The 17,546-nt window shown below is 65.4% G+C and carries 12 protein-coding genes and 1 tRNA gene; 3 read left to right on the top strand and 10 right to left on the bottom strand.

The window, feature by feature from the left end:
- The first annotated feature begins 42 nt into the window (after positions 1-42).
- Positions 43-1,389 carry a D-alanyl-D-alanine carboxypeptidase family protein gene (locus ACQVDU_RS04265; RefSeq protein WP_443476310.1) on the top strand — a complete coding sequence of 449 codons (1,347 nt, stop codon included), beginning with the start codon at positions 43-45 and terminating at the stop codon, positions 1,387-1,389.
- Between the two features lie 93 nt (positions 1,390-1,482).
- On the opposite strand, the gene ACQVDU_RS04260 is transcribed toward ACQVDU_RS04265, so the two are convergent.
- The 5 genes from ACQVDU_RS04260 to polA are packed head-to-tail and all read right to left on the bottom strand — an operon-like array spanning position 1,483 to position 7,926.
- The gene (locus ACQVDU_RS04260; RefSeq protein WP_292710462.1) at positions 1,483-1,650 is read right to left on the bottom strand and encodes a hypothetical protein; all 168 of its coding nucleotides are present in this window, start codon (positions 1,648-1,650) and stop codon (positions 1,483-1,485) included.
- Between the two features lie 32 nt (positions 1,651-1,682).
- The gene (locus tag ACQVDU_RS04255; RefSeq protein ID WP_443476309.1) at positions 1,683-2,447 is read right to left on the bottom strand and encodes an SGNH/GDSL hydrolase family protein; all 765 of its coding nucleotides are present in this window, start codon (positions 2,445-2,447) and stop codon (positions 1,683-1,685) included.
- 4 nt (positions 2,448-2,451) lie between these two features.
- Entirely contained in the window at positions 2,452-3,516 is a 1,065-nt protein-coding gene (locus tag ACQVDU_RS04250) for an LLM class flavin-dependent oxidoreductase (RefSeq protein ID WP_443476308.1), read from the bottom strand.
- Positions 3,517-3,576: 60 nt separating this feature from the next.
- A complete protein-coding gene (locus ACQVDU_RS04245; protein WP_443476307.1) occupies positions 3,577-5,250 on the bottom strand; it encodes a DUF885 domain-containing protein in 1,674 nt (557 codons plus the stop codon).
- 27 nt (positions 5,251-5,277) lie between these two features.
- The gene (gene polA / locus ACQVDU_RS04240; RefSeq protein WP_443476306.1) at positions 5,278-7,926 is read right to left on the bottom strand and encodes a DNA polymerase I; all 2,649 of its coding nucleotides are present in this window, start codon (positions 7,924-7,926) and stop codon (positions 5,278-5,280) included.
- A gap of 50 nt (positions 7,927-7,976) precedes the next feature.
- Between polA and ACQVDU_RS04235 the strand changes: the two genes are divergently transcribed.
- Positions 7,977-8,432: a hotdog fold thioesterase gene (locus ACQVDU_RS04235; protein ID WP_443476305.1), complete on the top strand. Its 456-nt coding sequence runs from the start codon at positions 7,977-7,979 to the stop codon at positions 8,430-8,432.
- 65 nt (positions 8,433-8,497) lie between these two features.
- On the opposite strand, the gene ACQVDU_RS04230 is transcribed toward ACQVDU_RS04235, so the two are convergent.
- Positions 8,498-9,118, bottom strand: coding sequence for an ANTAR domain-containing response regulator (locus ACQVDU_RS04230; protein WP_300590605.1), 621 nt, complete (start codon positions 9,116-9,118; stop codon positions 8,498-8,500).
- A gap of 38 nt (positions 9,119-9,156) precedes the next feature.
- Here ACQVDU_RS04230 and ACQVDU_RS04225 point away from each other — a divergent pair.
- Positions 9,157-9,239 (top strand) — tRNA-Leu (locus ACQVDU_RS04225).
- 218 nt (positions 9,240-9,457) lie between these two features.
- Here ACQVDU_RS04225 and ACQVDU_RS04220 read toward each other — a convergent pair.
- From ACQVDU_RS04220 to gltB, 4 genes are all read right to left on the bottom strand, one after another.
- Positions 9,458-9,808 (bottom strand): SHOCT domain-containing protein, encoded by a 351-nt coding sequence (locus ACQVDU_RS04220; protein ID WP_292710595.1) that lies wholly within the window; start codon positions 9,806-9,808, stop codon positions 9,458-9,460.
- A 110-nt stretch (positions 9,809-9,918) separates the two neighbouring features.
- Positions 9,919-11,367: a pyruvate kinase gene (gene pyk / locus ACQVDU_RS04215; protein ID WP_443476304.1), complete on the bottom strand. Its 1,449-nt coding sequence runs from the start codon at positions 11,365-11,367 to the stop codon at positions 9,919-9,921.
- 70 nt (positions 11,368-11,437) lie between these two features.
- Positions 11,438-12,904 (bottom strand): glutamate synthase subunit beta, encoded by a 1,467-nt coding sequence (locus ACQVDU_RS04210; protein WP_292710437.1) that lies wholly within the window; start codon positions 12,902-12,904, stop codon positions 11,438-11,440.
- Positions 12,897-17,477 (bottom strand): glutamate synthase large subunit, encoded by a 4,581-nt coding sequence (gene gltB, locus ACQVDU_RS04205; RefSeq protein ID WP_443476303.1) that lies wholly within the window; start codon positions 17,475-17,477, stop codon positions 12,897-12,899. The genes ACQVDU_RS04210 and gltB overlap by 8 nt, the downstream gene beginning before the upstream one ends.
- Positions 17,478-17,546: the final 69 nt, after the last annotated feature.

The raw sequence follows: 17,546 nt of genomic DNA, 5'->3' as shown, positions 1-17,546 counted from the left end.
TGCCTGGCCTGGTTGCGCGGTGAGCGCCAAGGGTCGGCTGTCATGACCACTCCTCCCCCGGACGCCGACGAACAGGTCACGATCGCTGACCTCATGACCCCGGACTCGGACGACGACGCGTTTGTCGCCACCAACGGTCCCTCGCGGGCGCTGTGCATCACGGGTCTCGTGATCGCCATCGTGATGGTTGTCGGGATGGTGGCGACGGGTGGGTACGTCGCCTGGGCGCTGAACACTCCCCTGCCTGCCGCGACGCTGGAGTGGCAGGCGCCGACCGTCGAGTCTCCCGTTGCAGCTCAGATCTCGCTTCCGTCTTTCGGCTCTTCAGCACTGAGCGTGTCAGGCGGGGAAGTGTATCTCGGCGAGGGCGCGAGTGGAATCTGGCAGACGTCCGGTCCCCAGGATCCGCAGGTCATGGCAAGCGTCAGCAAGATCATCACGGCACTCGTCGTACTTGAGAAGTACCCGCTCGCGGACGCATCCGATCCCGGCCCGACGATCACGTTCTCGAAAGCCGATCACGATCTCTACGACCAGTACTACGTTCGTGGAGCGACGATCGCGGCAATGCCCACGGGCACACGGATGTCGCTGCACGATGCGCTGGCCACGATGCTGATCCCCTCGGCGAGCAATTACGCCGAGGCCATCAGTCGATGGGCGTTCGGCTCGGTGTCCAGCTTCCGCGCGGCGGCCAGCGACTGGCTCCAGGCCCATGGTCTGGCCGGCACGACGGTCGTCGAACCCACGGGGCTCGACTCCGCGAATGTCAGCACGCCCACTGATCTGGTCGCTATCGCAAAGCTTGCCGCCGCAAACCCGACCCTCGCGTCGATCGTCGGAACAGCCTCGCTCACGATCCCGGGGCCCGGATCGCTGCAGAACACCAACGCCTTGCTGGGCGTCGACGGAGTAACGGGGATGAAGACCGGCAACCTCGGGTACGGGACCTACGCGTTCGTGTTCACAGCGGGCTTGGACATCGCAGGCATGCACCTGGATGTCACAGGCGCAATCCAGGGCGGCGCGACGCGGGAGTCAGCCAATGCCGATGTGCTTCGCATGCTCGACAGCATCCGCCGGGGGTTCCACGACGTCCCTGTCGGACTGGCAGGCGACCACATCGGCACCGTCACGGCACCGTGGGGTGGAACCACGGAGGTTGTGATCGCGCGCGACGTCGACATCTTCACGTGGTCTGACACGCCGATCGCGGTCGAGGTTGCGATGGACAACCCGACCGAGTTCGCGACCGGCGACGTCGTGGGTCAGATCACCTGGACAGCCGGTCCGCACAGCGAGAGCGCTGACCTCATCGTGACCGAGTCAATCGATCCGCCGACCGACTGGTGGCGACTGACACACCCTACGGAGCTCGTCGCGGGCTGAACTCGGCACCAGTCGGCGCGCAGCTCACCGTGGTCACCCAGAGCGCCTTGACACTAGATTCCGGATCTGGCATATGGCCTCATCCGGGCGGAGTCACGTGAACCAGCCGCTGTTGCGCACGGTTCTGTCTTGGAACTGATGCTGAGCGGCAGCCCGCGCTCGATCAACAGCTTCCTGCGCTTCGCGGCCTTCTTTCGCCTCGGAGAACGAGACGGGCTTGCGAACGAAGAGGCGAGTCACCCGGTTCCAGAACGTCATCATCGCCACCCCCTTGTGCCCCACGATAGACCAGCTCAGGCTCCAGCGGGCTCGATCGTCACCCAATTCCCGAACTTCGGCATCCGGCCATCACCCGACGACGTGCCTGTCAGTCGTCGACGAACCCATGGGCCGACGTGCGCGCGATAGTAGGCCAAACCACGCACCGCGTCGGCGGTGGACTGCTCGGGCATCGACCACCACTCCCCTGGTGCGGGGTGGCCCAGGGCGCCGAGGAGGCGCGCAGCCACCCGGTGGTGCCCGCGCGAGTTCATGTGCAGCCTGTCGGCAGACCAGAACGACGGATGCGACAGCTCGCGATCCGGCCAGTTGAGGGCCCGGACAACATCGGGACGGTCGGCGACTCGTGCCACTACTGCTCGCGAGAGGTCGTCTCCGCGGCGTTGGATCAGCGACCGGAACGGCAGCTGGGCTGAGGGGTTGGCGCCGGAGAGCAGAACTAGACGGACCCCTTCCTCATCGCACCGGCGCAGGACGGTGCTGAAGGCGTCCGCGATGCTCTCGATCGTCGTGCGGGGTCGCAGCATGTCGTTGCCTCCCCCGTTGAACGAGAGGTGGGTCGGACGGAGAGCGAGGGCCGGCTCCAGTTGCTCTTCCACGATGGGCCACGCAAGCTTGCCGCGGATAGCGAAGTTCGCATACGCGATCGGAGCACCGAGTGCGTTGGCCCAGCCGAGAGCGGTGAGGTCTGCCCACCCCCGGACGGTGCCGTCAGGCAGCTCGTCGCCGACGCCTTCGGAGAAGGAATCACCGATGGCAACGTAGCGGATCTCCTGCACTCCCCTAGCCTACGGGTGCCTCATCGCGCTGCCGGTCTGCGCCTTCCGCGATCATCTCGCGCGCCATCGGGATCACCCTGGTGCCGTAGAGCTCGATCGAGCGCATCAGCTGCTCGTGTCCGAGCGTGCCGTTCGAGTACTTCAGATCGAAACGGTCGATCCCCAGCGTCAACACGGTGTCGGCGATCTTGCGAGCAACCCGGTCGGGTGACCCCGAGTAAACCGCTCCCCCGGCTCCGACGTCGTGCTGGAACCGCATCCGACTGTAGGGCGGCCACCCGCGTTCGGCTCCGATACGGTTGTTCATCGCTTCGAACGCAGGATACGCCTGTTCCCACGCCTGCTCATCGGTATCGGCGATGTGACCCGGCGAGTGGACGCCGACCGGCTTGCGATCGTGCCCGAACGAGGCCAGCGAACGATGGAAGAGCTCAACATAGGGTGCGAAGCGCTCAGCGGGTCCGCCGATGATCGCGAGCATGAGGCCGAAGCCGTACCGCGCTGTCCGGACGACGGATTCGGGTGACCCTCCGACGCCCACCCAGGTCGTCAGGCCGGACCCCTCGGTCTTCGGGTATACGTCAGCACCAGTGAGCGCGGCGCGGGTGGTTCCGGACCAGGTGACCGGGCGCTCCTGGCGCAAGAGGGAGAACAGTTCGAGCTTCTCCTCGAACAGGGCCTCGTAATCCTTCAGGTCGTACCCGAACAGGGGGAAGGACTCGATGAAGCTCCCACGGCCCAGTACCACCTCGGCACGACCGTTCGAGATGGCATCCAGGGTCGCGAACCGCTCGTAGACCCGCACCGGATCGTCTGAAGAGAGAACGGTGACGGCAGTGCCGAGATGGATGTCGCGGGTCCGACCAGCGATGGCCGCGAGCACGATCTCGGGGCTCGACACCGCAAAGTCGGGGCGGTGGTGCTCCCCTACCCCGATAAACGAGATGCCGAGCTCGTCGGCGAGGACAGCCTGGTCGACGAGATTACGCAACGTCTGTGCGTCTGAGAGGGGTGCTCCGCTCTCATCGACCGTGACATCACCGAACGTATCGAGACCGAACTGAATCATGACGGCATCCTTTCCATGCACCTGCATAGAACCATACGAGTTCGGTTGCTATTCCATTCCTCAGGTCAGCAAGGCCGCGCGCAACGTGTCGAGCCCGACTCCGCCGACATCGAGCGCGCGCTTGTGGAACGCCTTGATATCGAACGCTTCACCCTGCTGCTCGGCCACCGTGTCGCGCAATTGCTCCCAGATCCGCTGGCCGACCTTGTAGGACGGTGCCTGCCCGGGCCAGCCGAGATAGCGGTTGACTTCGAACTGAATGAACTCGTCTGACATGTTGACGTTGCGGCGCATGAACGCCAGCGCGTAGTCGTGATCCCACACGCCGTCGCCATCCAGGCGGGGCTTGTCGAGGTGCACACCGATGTCCAACACCACACGCGCCGCCCGCATCCGCTGCCCATCGAGCATGCCGAGCCGGTCGGCGGGGTCATCCAGGTAGCCGAGCTGCTCCATGAGGCGCTCCGCATACAGCGCCCAACCTTCGGCGTGGCCCGACGTACCGGCCAGCAGACGCCGCCACGAGTTGAGTTGTGCGCGGTTGTAGACGGCCTGAGCGATCTGCAGGTGGTGACCGGGAACGCCCTCGTGATAGACGGTCGTCAGTTCTCGCCACGTGTCGAAGTCCTCGACGCCCTCCGGAACCGACCACCACATGCGCCCGGGGCGCGAGAAGTCATCGGTCGGGCCGGTGTAGTAGATCCCGCCCTCCTTGGTGGGCGCGATCATGCACTCGAGCGTGCGGATCGGTTCGGGGATGTCGAAGTGCGTCTTCCCGAGCTCTGCCACGGCATGATCGCTCGTCTGCTGCATCCACGTTTGCAGCGCCTCGGTACCGTGAAGCTTTCGCGAGGTATCTCTCTCGAGGAACGCGACAGCCTCCTCGACGCTCGCGCCGGAAAGGATCTCGTCGGCGATCTGTTCCTGCTCGGCGACCATGCGCGCGAGCTCTTCGATGCCCCACTCGTAGGTTTCATCGAGGTCGATGGTCGCACCGAGGAAGCGTCGAGAGTGCAGCGCGTACAGGTCCCGGCCGACTCCGTCCTGCTCGGAAGCGGCAGGGCCGACCTCGGCGGAGAGAACATCGGCGAGCTCTTCGTACGCCACGCGGGCAGCGCCCGCCGCGTCGGCGAGCTCACGGGCGAGGGATGCCGGAAGCTGCCCGTCGTTGGGTGCGGCCTCGGCGGCGAACTCCGCGAAGAAGCCGCGGTCACTCGTGTAGCGCCCGATCTGGGTCACGACTTCGCGCACCTGGCGCCTGGCGGGTACGACCCCAGCTGAGACTCCGGCTCGGAGGGTTTCGATGTAGCCGCGTACCGCCTCTGGGACCGCTCCCAGTCGCGTCGCGATGACAGACCAGTCCTCCGCTGTGTCGGTGGGCATGAGGTCGAAGACCGCACGGATGTCCTGCGGCGGCGAGGCGATCACGTTCAGGTCGCGAAGATGCCACTGGGCGTCGTGGAGTTCGAGGTCGAGTTCCAGCTCGCGGGTAAGGTCTGCTTTCGTGACGCGATCGATGTCGTCCACGGGCTCGGTGGTGCGCAGCGCAGCGAGCGTCGTGCGGGCTTCGTCGGCGAGTGCGTCAGCGCCCGCTGGAGAATAGTCGCCGTAGCGTGCATTGTGCTCGGAGCGACCGATGTAGGTGGCGAGGGTGGGGACACGCTCCGCGAGCGTGTCGACCCACGCATCTGCGATCGCGTCGATGGGCGTGGCAGATCGAGGAGCTTCAGTCATGCGTTCGAGCCTAACCAGAACGAGCGGTCAGTGCCCGGCGAGATTCCAATCGCCGCCGCGGCCCACTTCGACATCCAACGGCACGGACAGCGTCGCAGCGTCAGCCATTCTGTGTCTGACGATCTCTTCAGCCCTGTCCCACTCCCCCGGGGCGACTTCGACCACGAGTTCGTCGTGGATCTGCAGCAGCACCCGCGAACGCAGGTCGCTGTCGCGGAGGTCTTGGTGGATGCGGAACAGCGCGATCTTCATGATGTCGGCAGCGCTGCCCTGGATGGGGGCATTGAGCGCCGCGCGTTCGGCGTTCTCGCGCAGAACGCGGTTCGGGCTGGTGAGGTCGGGGAACGGGCGACGGCGACCGAAGATCGTCTCGGTGTACCCGTCGATGCGAGCCTTCTCGACGGACGCGCGCAGGTAGTCGCGCACCGCGCCGAATCGCGCGAAGTACTCCATCATCAGCTGTTTGGCTTCTGCCTGCTCGATACGCAGCTGCTTCGACAGCCCGAAAGCGGAGAGGCCGTAGACGAGGCCATACGACATGGCCTTGACCTTCGTGCGCATCTGCGGGGTGACATCGGCGGGATCCACACCGAACACGCGAGCGCCCACGAAGCGGTGCAGGTCCTCGCCGGAGTTGAAGGCCTCGATGAGCCCGGGGTCCTCCGACAGATGCGCCATGATGCGCATTTCGATCTGCGAATAGTCTGCGGTGAGGAGTGTCTCGTAGCCGTCACCGACAACGAACGCTGAACGGATGCGTCGGCTGTCTTCGGTCCGGATCGGGATGTTCTGCAGGTTGGGGTCGGTGCTCGAGAGCCGCCCCGTCTGACTTCCCGTCTGCACGTAGGTGGTGTGGATGCGCGCGTCGGTGCCGATCGCGGCATCCAGCGACTCGATGATCTGCCTCAGCTTGGTCGCTTCGCGATGTTGGAGAAGCAGACCGAGGAACGGATGCGGATTGGTCTCTTGGAGATCGGCCAGCACCGCGGCATCCGTCGAATACCCGGTCTTGGTCTTGCGGGTCTTGGGAAGGCCGAGTTCTTCGAACAGGACTTCCTGCAGCTGCTTCGGAGAGCCGAGGTTGACTTCATGGCCGATCGTCTCGAACGCCTCGGCAGCGATCCCATCGGCGCGGGCGCCGAGTTCTGCCGAGAAGCCTGCAAGTGTGTCGTGCGAGACTGCCACCCCGTCGAGCTCCATGTCGACGAGCGCGTCGAGTGTCGGGAGCTCGATCTCGCGGAGCACGCCGGCTAGGTCGTCAGGAAGCTCCGCCCGAAGCGCATTTGCGACCCGCTGGGTGAACCATGACAGCTGCCCGGGAGTGGCTCCCTCGGTTTCGGGAATCAGCTGCGTGGGATCGGCCTCGGGAAGCTTCTCTCCCAGGTAGCGGTCGACGAGATCGCCGAGTGTCTTGTCGGGAAAGCTCGGGCGAAGGAGCCACCCGGCCAAAGCCGTGTCGAACGCGACTCCCGCGACGCTGACGCCCGCGCGTCGCAACATCTTGATCTGCGGCTTGGCGTCAGCGAAGACCTTCGGGCTATCAGACGCGAACCAGCCCGAGAGGCGCGCTTCGGACTCCGCCGTCCAGCTCGTCTCGACGACATCGTCGCCTCGCGCGAATCCGAGACGGGCGGGCAGGGATGCCGAGCCCGGGGCGCCCGCATCGGGAACGACGGTGACCGCGACCTCGTCGGAGCTGCTTGCCAGCCAGGCGGCCGCAGCATCGGCGTCCACCTCTGTCGCAACGGGGAGTTGCACCGCTGGTGACGCGTCCGCGGGCTCGTCACCGCCCAGAGCTTCGAACACGCGCGGCAGGAGGGTGCGAAACTCCAGTCGCGCGAAGATGTCGCGAACACCCTGGGCATCCATACCGGTGACGACCAGCTCGTCGGGGCCGACGGGGAGCTCGACGTCGCGCAACAACCGATTCAGTGCACGGTTGCGTCTGACGTCGTCGAGGTGCTCACGCAGGTTGTTTCCCACCACTCCCGTGACACGGTCGGCGTTCTCAAGCAGGTCGTCAAGTGTGCCGAACTGGGTGAGCCACTTCACCGCGGTCTTCTCCCCCACCTTGGGGACACCCGGGAGGTTGTCGCTGGTCTCGCCGACGAGAGCTGCGATGTCGGGGTACTGCTCGGGGGGAACGCCGTAACGTTCCCGCACGGCTTCAGGGTCGTATCGCTTGAGCTGCGACACTCCCTGCACGCTCGGGTAGAGCAGTGTGATGCGCTCGTCGACGAGCTGAATCGTGTCGCGGTCACCGGAGCAGACGAGCACGTTGTAGCCGGCATCCGCGCCCCGGGTTGCCAGAGTGGCGAGGATGTCGTCGGCTTCGATGTCTTCTTGTTGGAGCACCGTGATGTTCATGGCCCGGAGGCAGTCCTGCAGCAGGGGGATCTGTCCCTGGAACTCCTTCGGCGTCTCGGCACGATTCGCCTTGTATTCCGCGTATTCACGGGTACGGAACGACTGGCGCGACGTGTCGAAAGCTACAGCGACGTGCGTGGGCTTTTCTGCTTTGATCAGGTTCACGAACATCGACAGGAAGCCGTAGATCCCGTTGGTGTGTTGCCCGTCTTTGGTGGTGAAGTTCTCGACGGGGAGGGCGAAAAACGCCCGAAAGGCCAGCGAGTGGCCGTCGACGACCAGGAGGGTAGGCTTCGAGGAGTCCGTCACTCTGTCAGCCTACCCACGGCTTCCGACAGCACTTCTCCCCGAGGGTGGTCATGAGCACGCAGCATCCGGCGAACGTTAACGGCATGGAGTGGGCTGCGCGGCGCGGGATGGGGACTCTCGCCGAGAAGATGGGGATGCAGTTCCTCGAGTTCACGGTTGAACGTTCCGTTGCGACGATGCCCGTCGAGGGAAACACGCAGCCCGTGGGCCTCATGCACGGCGGCGCATACGTCGTGCTGGGCGAGTCTCTGGGGTCGATGTCGGCGAATCTGTGGGCAGGTCCCGGGCGCCTCGCGCTCGGTGTCGACATCAACGCGACCCACACGCGATCCGCGCGCTCGGGCCTGGTTACGGGGGTATGCACCCCCGTACACCTCGGTCGAAGCATGACCGTTCACGAGATCGTCGTCTCCGATGACGAGGGTCGACGATGCTCCACCATCCGCATCACGAACCTCATCAAGGATGTGCCGCTCCCCGAAGAGCTCACACGCCCTGAAGGGTGAGCGAGCTTCGCGCGTGAACTGATGTCACGTGTGGGAGGAGCTACTGGCCGAGTGAAGCCGAGGCCTCAAGCCTTCTTCGGCGCCAGCTGTTCGATGATCGCCTTGGCGACGTCTTGCATCGTGAGCCGACGGTCCATCGATGCCTTCTGAATCCACCGGAACGCCTCAGGCTCGGAAAGGCCCATCTTCTCGTTGAGCAGGCCCTTGGCCCGATCCACGAGCTTGCGGGTCTCAAACCGCTCGACCATGTCGGCAACCTCGGCCTCGAGGGTGAGGATCTGCTCGTGGCGAGCGAGGGCGATCTCGATCGCGGGAAGAAGATCGTTCGGGGTGAAGGGCTTCACGACGTACGCGAGGGCACCGGCCTCGCTCGCGCGCTCAACGAGTTCCTTCTGGCTGAACGCCGTCAGCAGAACGACCGGAGCGATGTTGTTCTTGTTGAGCTTTTCGGCAGCGGAGATGCCGTCGAGCTGGGGCATCTTGACGTCCATGATGACGAGGTCAGGACGCAGCTCCGTGGCCAACTGGACCGCGCTCTCGCCGTCTCCGGCTTCGCCGACGACATCGAACCCGTTGTCGCGAAGGATTTCGACGATGTCGAGTCGGATGAGGGACTCATCTTCGGCTACGACGACACGGCGGGGGGTGTTGGCGGCGGACGTAGCTGCCTGCTCTTGCTCTGTCACCTTTGAATCCTACGGTATGGTCAATGCGGACGTCCCCGGCCGGTGTGGCGGAATGGCAGACGCGACCGACTCAAAATCGGTTGCCCGAAAGGGCGTGTGGGTTCGACTCCCACCACCGGCACGTGAGAAGAGCCGCGACCCGTCAGGGTTGCGGCTCTTCTCACGTCTCGATGGTGTGGCTTGGGAAGAGCGCACGGTGGGTGGGCCCACGCGGCCGGAGGCTCCGCGCGCTGCAGAGCGGCGCGTGGAGTGGCCGTGGGGACGACTCCCACCACCGGCACGTGATGAAGGCCGCGACCCGTCGGGGTTGCGGCCTTCATCACGTCTCGATGGTGCCGCTCAGGCTCCGAAGAACTGGTTCCCGAGCGCCTTGCTCTTGAGCGCGTCGAACTCGCCCTGCGAGATGGTGCCGGCATCCAGCAGGGCCTTGGCGCGCTCGATCTCGGCAGTCGGGTTAGCGGCAGCGGCAGGACGGTAGTCGTCGGTCTCGGGAACGACGCCGCGCCGGATGCTCGCACGAGCTGCCATCCCGCGTCCTCGAGCGATCACATAGACCAGAGCCGTCAGGAAGGGCACGAGCACGAGGAAGATGATCCAGAGCGCCTTCCAGCCGCCTGCGAGCGTGTGGTCGCGAAAGAGATCGATGATGATCAGGGCGACGACGTAGATGTACGCGGCGATGTAGAACATCACGAGCGCGAACAAGAAAATGTCCCAGACGCCGAGCACGGCTACCTCCGAATGCGAAACGGTCGCGCGCAGCTTAGTGCCGAGCGCGACCGTTTCGTGTGAAGCGAGTGTCAGCCCGCGTTCTGGTAGGCGGGAGCCTTGCCGTGAACCGCATCGCCCACGTTGTGAATGCGGATGTCGTTGGTCGTGCCCTCGATTCCGGGAGGCGAACCCGAGATCACGACGACCTTGTCGCCGACCTGTGCCAGGTCGTTCGAGAGAAGGTAGTCATCGACCTGGAGGAACATCCGGTCGGTGTGCGATACGTGCTCAACAAGGGTCGACTGGATGCCCCACGTCACTGCCATCCGACGGCGGATCGCCGGGTCGGGTGCGAAAGCGAGCATGGGGATCTTCGGCCGCAGACGCGACAGACGGCGAGCCGAGTTCCCCGACTCCGTGAACACGCACAGGAACTTTGCCTCGACGAAGTCAGCGACCTCATTGGCCGCGAGCGTGATGATGCCGCCCTGCGTGCGCGGCTTCGTGTGAATCGGAGCGATGCGCTCGAGTCCGTGTTCTTCCGTCGACTCGATGATGCGGGCCATCGTCTGTACGACGACAACGGGGTACTCCCCCACACTCGTCTCGCCCGAGAGCATGACGGCGTCGGCACCATCCAGAACGGCGTTGGCGACGTCACTGGTCTCGGCGCGAGTGGGCACCGGGTTGTTGATCATCGACTCGAGCATCTGCGTGGCGACGATGACCGGCTTGGCCATCGCGCGGCACAGCTCTACTGCGCGCTTCTGCACGATCGGAACGGCTTCCAGCGGAAGCTCCACGCCGAGGTCGCCACGGGCGACCATGATGCCGTCGAAGGCGTCGATGATCTCCTCGAGGTTGTCGACGGCCTGCGGCTTCTCGATCTTGGCGATGACCGGAACCCGACGGCCCTCCTCGGCCATGATCACGTGAACACGCTGCACGTCCTTGGCATCCCTGACGAACGACAGCGCGATCAGATCGGCGCCGGTACGCAGACCCCAGCGGAGGTCTGCCTCGTCCTTGTCGGAGAGGGCGGGAACGTTGACCGCGACCCCGGGAAGGTTGATGCCCTTGTTGTTGGACACCGGACCACCGACGATGACTTCGGTCGTGACGACTGTTCCGTCTGTCTCGAGGACCTTGACACGAACCTTGCCGTCGTCGATGAGCAGGAAGTCGCCCGGTTTCACGTCAGCAGGCAGACCCTTGAACGTCGTCGAGACAATGTCCTTCGTGCCGAGGATGTCCTCGATGGTGATCTTGAAGATGTCTCCGGGCGCGAGCTCGTGAGGTCCGTTCTCGAACTTTCCGAGACGGATCTTGGGTCCCTGCAGATCCACGAGGACCGCGACGGCGCGCTGTGCGTCGTCTGCGGCCTTGCGGACATTGGCGAAATTGTTCTCGTGTACCGAGTAGTCGCCGTGGGAAAGGTTGAAGCGGGCAACGTCAACGCCGGCATCGATGATGGCGCGAACCATCTCGTATGTCGAGGTTGCCGGGCCCAAGGTTGCGACGATCTTCGCGCGTCTCATCCGAGTGTGCTCCGTTGTTTGCGTGATGCAGGCAGAAGGCCTGCGGGTACAGGCAGGGGCCGGGCCCAGCCTACGCGTGCGCCACGCCGATGGCGACATCCGTGGGGTGAACAGGAGACGGAAGCTCCGTGTCACCCATCAGATACCGGTCCACCGCTGCAGCGGCCGCGCGTCCTTCGGCGATCGCCCAGACGATGAGGGACTGACCGCGGCCGGCGTCACCGGCAACGAACACCCCCGGATGCGTCGTCTGGTAATCGTCCTCACGGGCAACGTTGCCGCGATCGGTGAATCTGGTACCGAGCTGGTCCTCGAGGAGAAGTCGCTCGGGGCCGGTGAAGCCCATGGCGATGAGAACGAGGTCTGCCGGGATCTCGCGCTCCGTGCCGCTTTTCGGGACGCGCCGGCCATCCACGAACTCGGTCTCGGCGACACGAAGGTACTGAACTTCGCCGGCGTCGTTGCCCAGGAACTCGACGGTGGAGGCCAGATACATCCGCTCCCCGCCTTCCTCGTGAGCGGACTGCACCTCGAACAGGGTCGGGGCCATCGGCCAGGGCTGCGCGTCAGGGCGTGCCTCGGGAGGGCGACGTCCGATCGCGAGGTTCGTGACGCTCAGCGCGCCCTGGCGGTGGGCGGTTCCGATGCAGTCAGCACCGGTGTCGCCGCCACCGATCACGATGACGTGCTTGCCCTCGGCACTGATCTGATTGGCGACGGCATCCCCTGCGACAGCGTGGTTCGACTCGACGAGGTACTCCATCGCGAAGTGAACCCCGGCGAGGTCGCGTCCCGGGATGGGGAGGTCACGCGGAACTGTTGCGCCGGTCGCGACGACGACCGCGTCATACCGGGCGCGCAGGGCGTCCCAGGTGATGTCGGTACCGATGTTCACGCCGGCTCGGAACCGCGTGCCCTCGTCCTGCATCTGACGAAGCCGGGACTCGAGGTGGCGCTTTTCCATCTTGAAGTCCGGGATGCCGTAACGCAGCAGACCGCCGATGCGGTCATCCCGCTCGTACACGGCCACGGTGTGACCGGCGCGCGTGAGTTGCTGTGCGGCCGCCAGACCCGCGGGGCCCGAACCGACAACTGCCACGGTCTTGCCGGTCAACCGCCCCGGCGGCTTGGGGTCGACCCAGCCGTTCGCGAAGGCCTGATCGATGATCGAGACCTCCACCTGCTTGATCGTCACCGCTGGCTGGTTGATCCCCAGTACGCACGCACTCTCGCACGGCGCGGGACAGAGCCGGCCCGTGAACTCCGGGAAGTTGTTCGTCGCGTGCAGGCGGTCAATAGCCGCCCGACCCTCTCCGCGCCACGTGAGGTCGTTCCACTCCGGGATGAGGTTCCCGAGCGGGCACCCCTGGTGGCAGAACGGAATGCCGCAGTCCATGCAGCGTCCGGCCTGCCGACGCAGCACAGCACTGTCACCGGGTTCGTAGACCTCTTTCCAGTCCATGATGCGAACAGGCACCGGACGACGGGCGGGAAGTTCCCGCTCCGTCACCTTCAGAAAGCCCTTGGGATCAGCCACCGGTCACCTCCAGGATGCGAGTCCAGACGACGTCGCCGTCGGGGTCAAGGCCCTCGTCCACGGCCTCCTGCCGCGTGCGTAGCACGGCGGCGTAGTCCCGAGGAACGACGCGGACGAAGTTGGCGACTTCCTCATCGAAGCGTGCGAGGAAGTCCGCAGCAAGCGCGGAACCGGTCTGTTCAGCGTGCTGCGCGAGCAGGTCCCGCAGCATCTCCGCATCGCCGGAGCCCAGTGGTCCGAGTTCGAGCTCACCCGTGGCGAGCGCATCCCGGTTCACGAGGTCGGGGTCGAGCCGGTAGATGTACGCGGTTCCACCCGACATACCGGCACCCAGGTTCCTACCCGTCGGACCGAGGATGACGGCGAGCCCGCCGGTCATGTACTCGAGCGCGTGGTCGCCGACGCCTTCGACGACAGCGGTGGCCCCGGAGTTGCGCACGAAGAAGCGCTCGCCCACGATGCCGCGCAGGAAGAGCGTTCCCTGCGTGGCGCCGTAACCGATCACGTTGCCGGCGATGACGTTCTGCGACGCGTCGAAGGCTGCATTCTGGGGAGGCCGGATGACGATCTGACCGCCCGAGAGCCCCTTACCGACGTAGTCGTTCGAGTCTCCCGTCAGTCGCAGGGTGATTCCCGCGGGCATGAAGGCACCGAAGGACTGCCCGGCCGACCCGGTGAGGTTGATCGTGATGGATCCGGCCGGCAGACCGTTCTGGCCCTGAGCCTTCGTGACGTGGTGCCCGAGCAAGGTGCCGACCGCGCGGGCGGTGTTGCGCACCGGCAGGTCGATCGTGATCTGACCGCCATGGGCGATGACATCCTGGGCTCGCTCGATGATCGGGACGTCGAAGTGCTCGTCGATCTCGTGGTTCTGCGCACGCAGGTTGCGCCGCGGCTCGTCGTCGGCGAACGCAGGACCCTCCAGCACGGGGGTCAGGTCCATACCGCTCGCCTTCCAGTGTTCGATGGCGCGGTTGGTGTCGAGCAGTTCGTGGTGGCCGATCGCCTCGTCCAGCGAGCGGAACCCGAGTTCTGCCAGGTACTCGCGCACTTCCTGGGCGATGAACTCCATGAACGTTTCGACGAACTCCGGCTTGCCGGTGAACCGCGACCGCAGCACGGGGTTCTGCGTGGCGACACCGACGGGGCAGGTGTCGAGATGGCAGACGCGCATCATGATGCATCCGGAGACGACCAGCGGAGCGGTGGCGAAGCCGAACTCCTCGGCACCCAGCAGCGCGCCGATGATGACGTCGCGACCGGTCTTGATCTGGCCATCGACCTGTACGACCACACGGTCCCGCATGCCGTTGAGCATCAGGGTCTGCTGGGTCTCGGCGAGGCCCAACTCCCACGGCGTTCCCGCGTGCTTGAGCGAGTTGAGCGGGCTCGCGCCCGTCCCGCCGTCGTGGCCCGAGACGAGGATGACGTCGGCCAGGGCCTTCGCCGTACCCGCTGCTACCGCGCCGATTCCCGACTGGCTGACCAGCTTGACGTGGATGCGGGCGTGGGGGTTGGCGCGCTTGAGATCGAAGATCAGCTGCTTGAGGTCCTCGATGGAGTAGATGTCGTGGTGCGGCGGCGGCGAGATAAGGCCGACACCCGCGGTGGCGTGCCGAGTGCGCGCGACCCACGGATAGACCTTGGTCGGTGGCAGCTGCCCGCCCTCACCGGGCTTGGCGCCCTGCGCGAGCTTGATCTGGATGTCTTCTGCTTCGGTGAGGTACAGGCTCGTCACGCCGAATCGGCCCGAGGCAACCTGCTTGATCGCGCTACGACGTTCCGGATCGAGCAGACGGTCGACATCCTCGCCGCCCTCGCCGGTGTTGGACTTGCCACCGATCCGGTTCATCGCGATAGCGAGGGTCTCGTGGGCTTCCTTCGAGATGGAGCCATAGCTCATGGCGCCCGTTGAGAACCGCTTCACGATCGCCGACACCGGCTCGACCTCGTCGATCGGCACGGGGCGGCGCACGCCGGTGCGCAGACGGAAGAGTCCGCGCAGGGTCTTCAGCTCGCTGGCTTGGTCGTCAACGAGCTTCGTGTACTCGCGGAACACGTCGTACCGACGCGTGCGTGTCGAGTGCTGCAGGCGGAAGACCGTCTCAGGGTTGAACAGGTGCGGCGAGCCGTCTCGGCGCCACTGATACTCACCGCCGGTCCACAGGCGCTCGTGTGCGCGTTCTGCTTCGTCCTCGGGGTAGGCGTAGGCGTGCCGGGCACGGTTCTCGGCGGCGATGACGTCGAGCCCGACGCCGCCGAGCTTGGTCTCCGTACCGGTGAAGTAGGCGTCCACGAACTCCTGCGACAGGCCGACGGCTTCGAACACCTGGGCGCCCGCGTACGAGGACACGGTCGAGATGCCCATCTTCGACATGATCTTCAGAACGCCCTTGCCGAGCGCATAGATGAGGTTCTTGACGGCCTTCTCAGGCGTCACACCGGTGATGTAACCGGCGCGCACCAGGTACTCGACGGTTTCCATGGCAAGGTACGGGTTCACAGCTGAGGCCCCGTAACCGAGCAATGTCGCGACGTGGTGCACTTCGCGCACGTCGCCAGCCTCGACGACCAGCCCAACCTTCATTCGGGTCTCGCGCCGGATCAGGTGGTGATGGATGGCAGCGACCATCAGCAGCGAGGGAATCGGCGCGAGGTCCTTGTTGGAGTCTCGATCGCTGAGAACGATGTACTCGGCGCCGTCTTCGATTGCCTGATCGACTTCGCTGCACATCTGGGCGATGCGCTTCTGCATCCCCTTGTGTCCCGCCTCGACGCGGTACAGGCCGCGGATCGTGACCGAGGAACGTCCGGGAACGGCGGTGTCGATGTGCTGGATCTTCGCGAGCTCGTCGTTGTCGATGACCGGGAAGTCCAGCGTCACGGTGCGCGTGTGGCTCGGACCCCAGTCCAAGAGGTTCCGCTCGGGACCGATGCCGAGCGACAGCGAGGTCACGACCTCTTCCCGGATCGAGTCGAGCGGCGGGTTGGTCACCTGAGCGAACTGCTGCGTGAAGTAGTCGAACAGCAAACGTGGGCGATCGCTCAGGACCGCAACGGGAGTGTCGCTACCCATGGCGCCGAGCGGCTCCGCGCCCTTCTGCCCCATCGGGGTCAACAGGATGCGGACTTCCTCTTCGGTGTAGCCGAAGGTGCGCTGACGGCGGGTGATCGACGCGATCGGATGCACGATGTGCTCACGCTCAGGCAGCTCGGACAGACGCACGCGGCCGGCATCCAGCCACTCCTGCCAGGGCTGCATCGTTGCGAGATCGCGCTTGATCTCGTCATCCTCGATGATCCGGCGCTGCGCCGTGTCGACGAGGAACATGCGACCGGGACGCAGGCGTCCGCGGCGCTTGATGCGCTCGGGCTCGAAATCGAGCACACCGGTCTCGCTGCCGATGACGACGAGGCCGTCGGTGGTCTCGGTCCACCGTCCGGGACGCAGGCCGTTGCGGTCCAGTGTCGCGCCGACCAGCGTGCCATCCGTGAAGATCAGGGCAGCCGGGCCATCCCACGGCTCCATCTGGATCGCGTGATAGTCGTAGAACGCGCGCAGATCAGGGTCGAGTCCGACCTGCTTCTCGTAGGCCTCGGGCACCATCATCATGATGGCGTGGGGCAGGCTCCGGCCGGTGAGCGTGAGCAACTCGAGCACCTCGTCGAAGGAGGCCGAGTCGCTGGCGCCGTCGGTGCAGATCGGGAGCAGCGGACGGATATCGCCGATCAGCTCGGACTCGAGCTGGGACTGGCGTGCGCGCATCCAGTTGCGGTTGCCGCTGACGGTGTTGATCTCGCCGTTGTGTGCGAGCATGCGCAGCGGCTGCGCCAGTCGCCAGGAGGGGAAGGTGTTCGTCGAGTACCGCGAGTGAACCACGGCGAGCTCGGATGCAAAGCGCTCGTCCTGCAGATCGGGGTAGAACGGCTCGAGCTGCAGCGTCGTCACCATGCCCTTGTAACCCAGGGTGCGCGCCGAGAGCGAGACGAAATACGCGCCGAGCTCGGTGCGGCTGCGCTTGCGGAGGCGGTAGGTGCGGCGATCCAGCGCGATTCCCGACAGAGCGTGAGCGTCGCCGACGGCGGGGCGCGAGACGAACAACTGCTCGAAGGCTGGGCGAGCTTCGAACGCGAGCTTGCCGAGGTGCTCATCTTCGGTGGGGACCTCGCGCCACCCGAGGACCTCAAGGTTCTCGCTCGCAGCGATCCGCTCGATGCCGGCCTTCTGCTCGGTCCGAGCTTCGTGATCCAGCGGCAGGAAAACCATGCCGGCCGCATACTCCCCCACCGGCGGAAGGTCGAAGTCGACGACCGCGCGCAGGAACGCATCCGGCATCTGGGTAAGGATGCCGGCGCCGTCGCCAGTACCGGCATCCGAACCGATGGCACCCCGGTGCTCGAGGTTGCGCAGGGCAGTCAGTGCGAGATCGATGATGTCGTGACCGGGCTCGCCGCGCAGGGTCGCGACCATGGCCAGGCCACACGCGTCCCGTTCGAAGTCAGGGTTGTACATCCCCTGCTTGGCGGGGAAGCCGGATTCGCCGGTGGCGATGCGACGGGGGCTCGATGCCATTGCTACCGTCCTCACGTTGATGCTCAAGATGGGACGACGTCGGCCCGGCTGTGTGTGGTGTACGCGGTG

It is taken from the genome of Microbacterium sp. F2 (assembly GCF_052274505.1).
Classification (GTDB): domain Bacteria; phylum Actinomycetota; class Actinomycetes; order Actinomycetales; family Microbacteriaceae; genus Microbacterium.
Note: the sequence above shows the minus strand (reverse complement) of the source record. Positions and strands in the feature narration are given on the sequence as shown.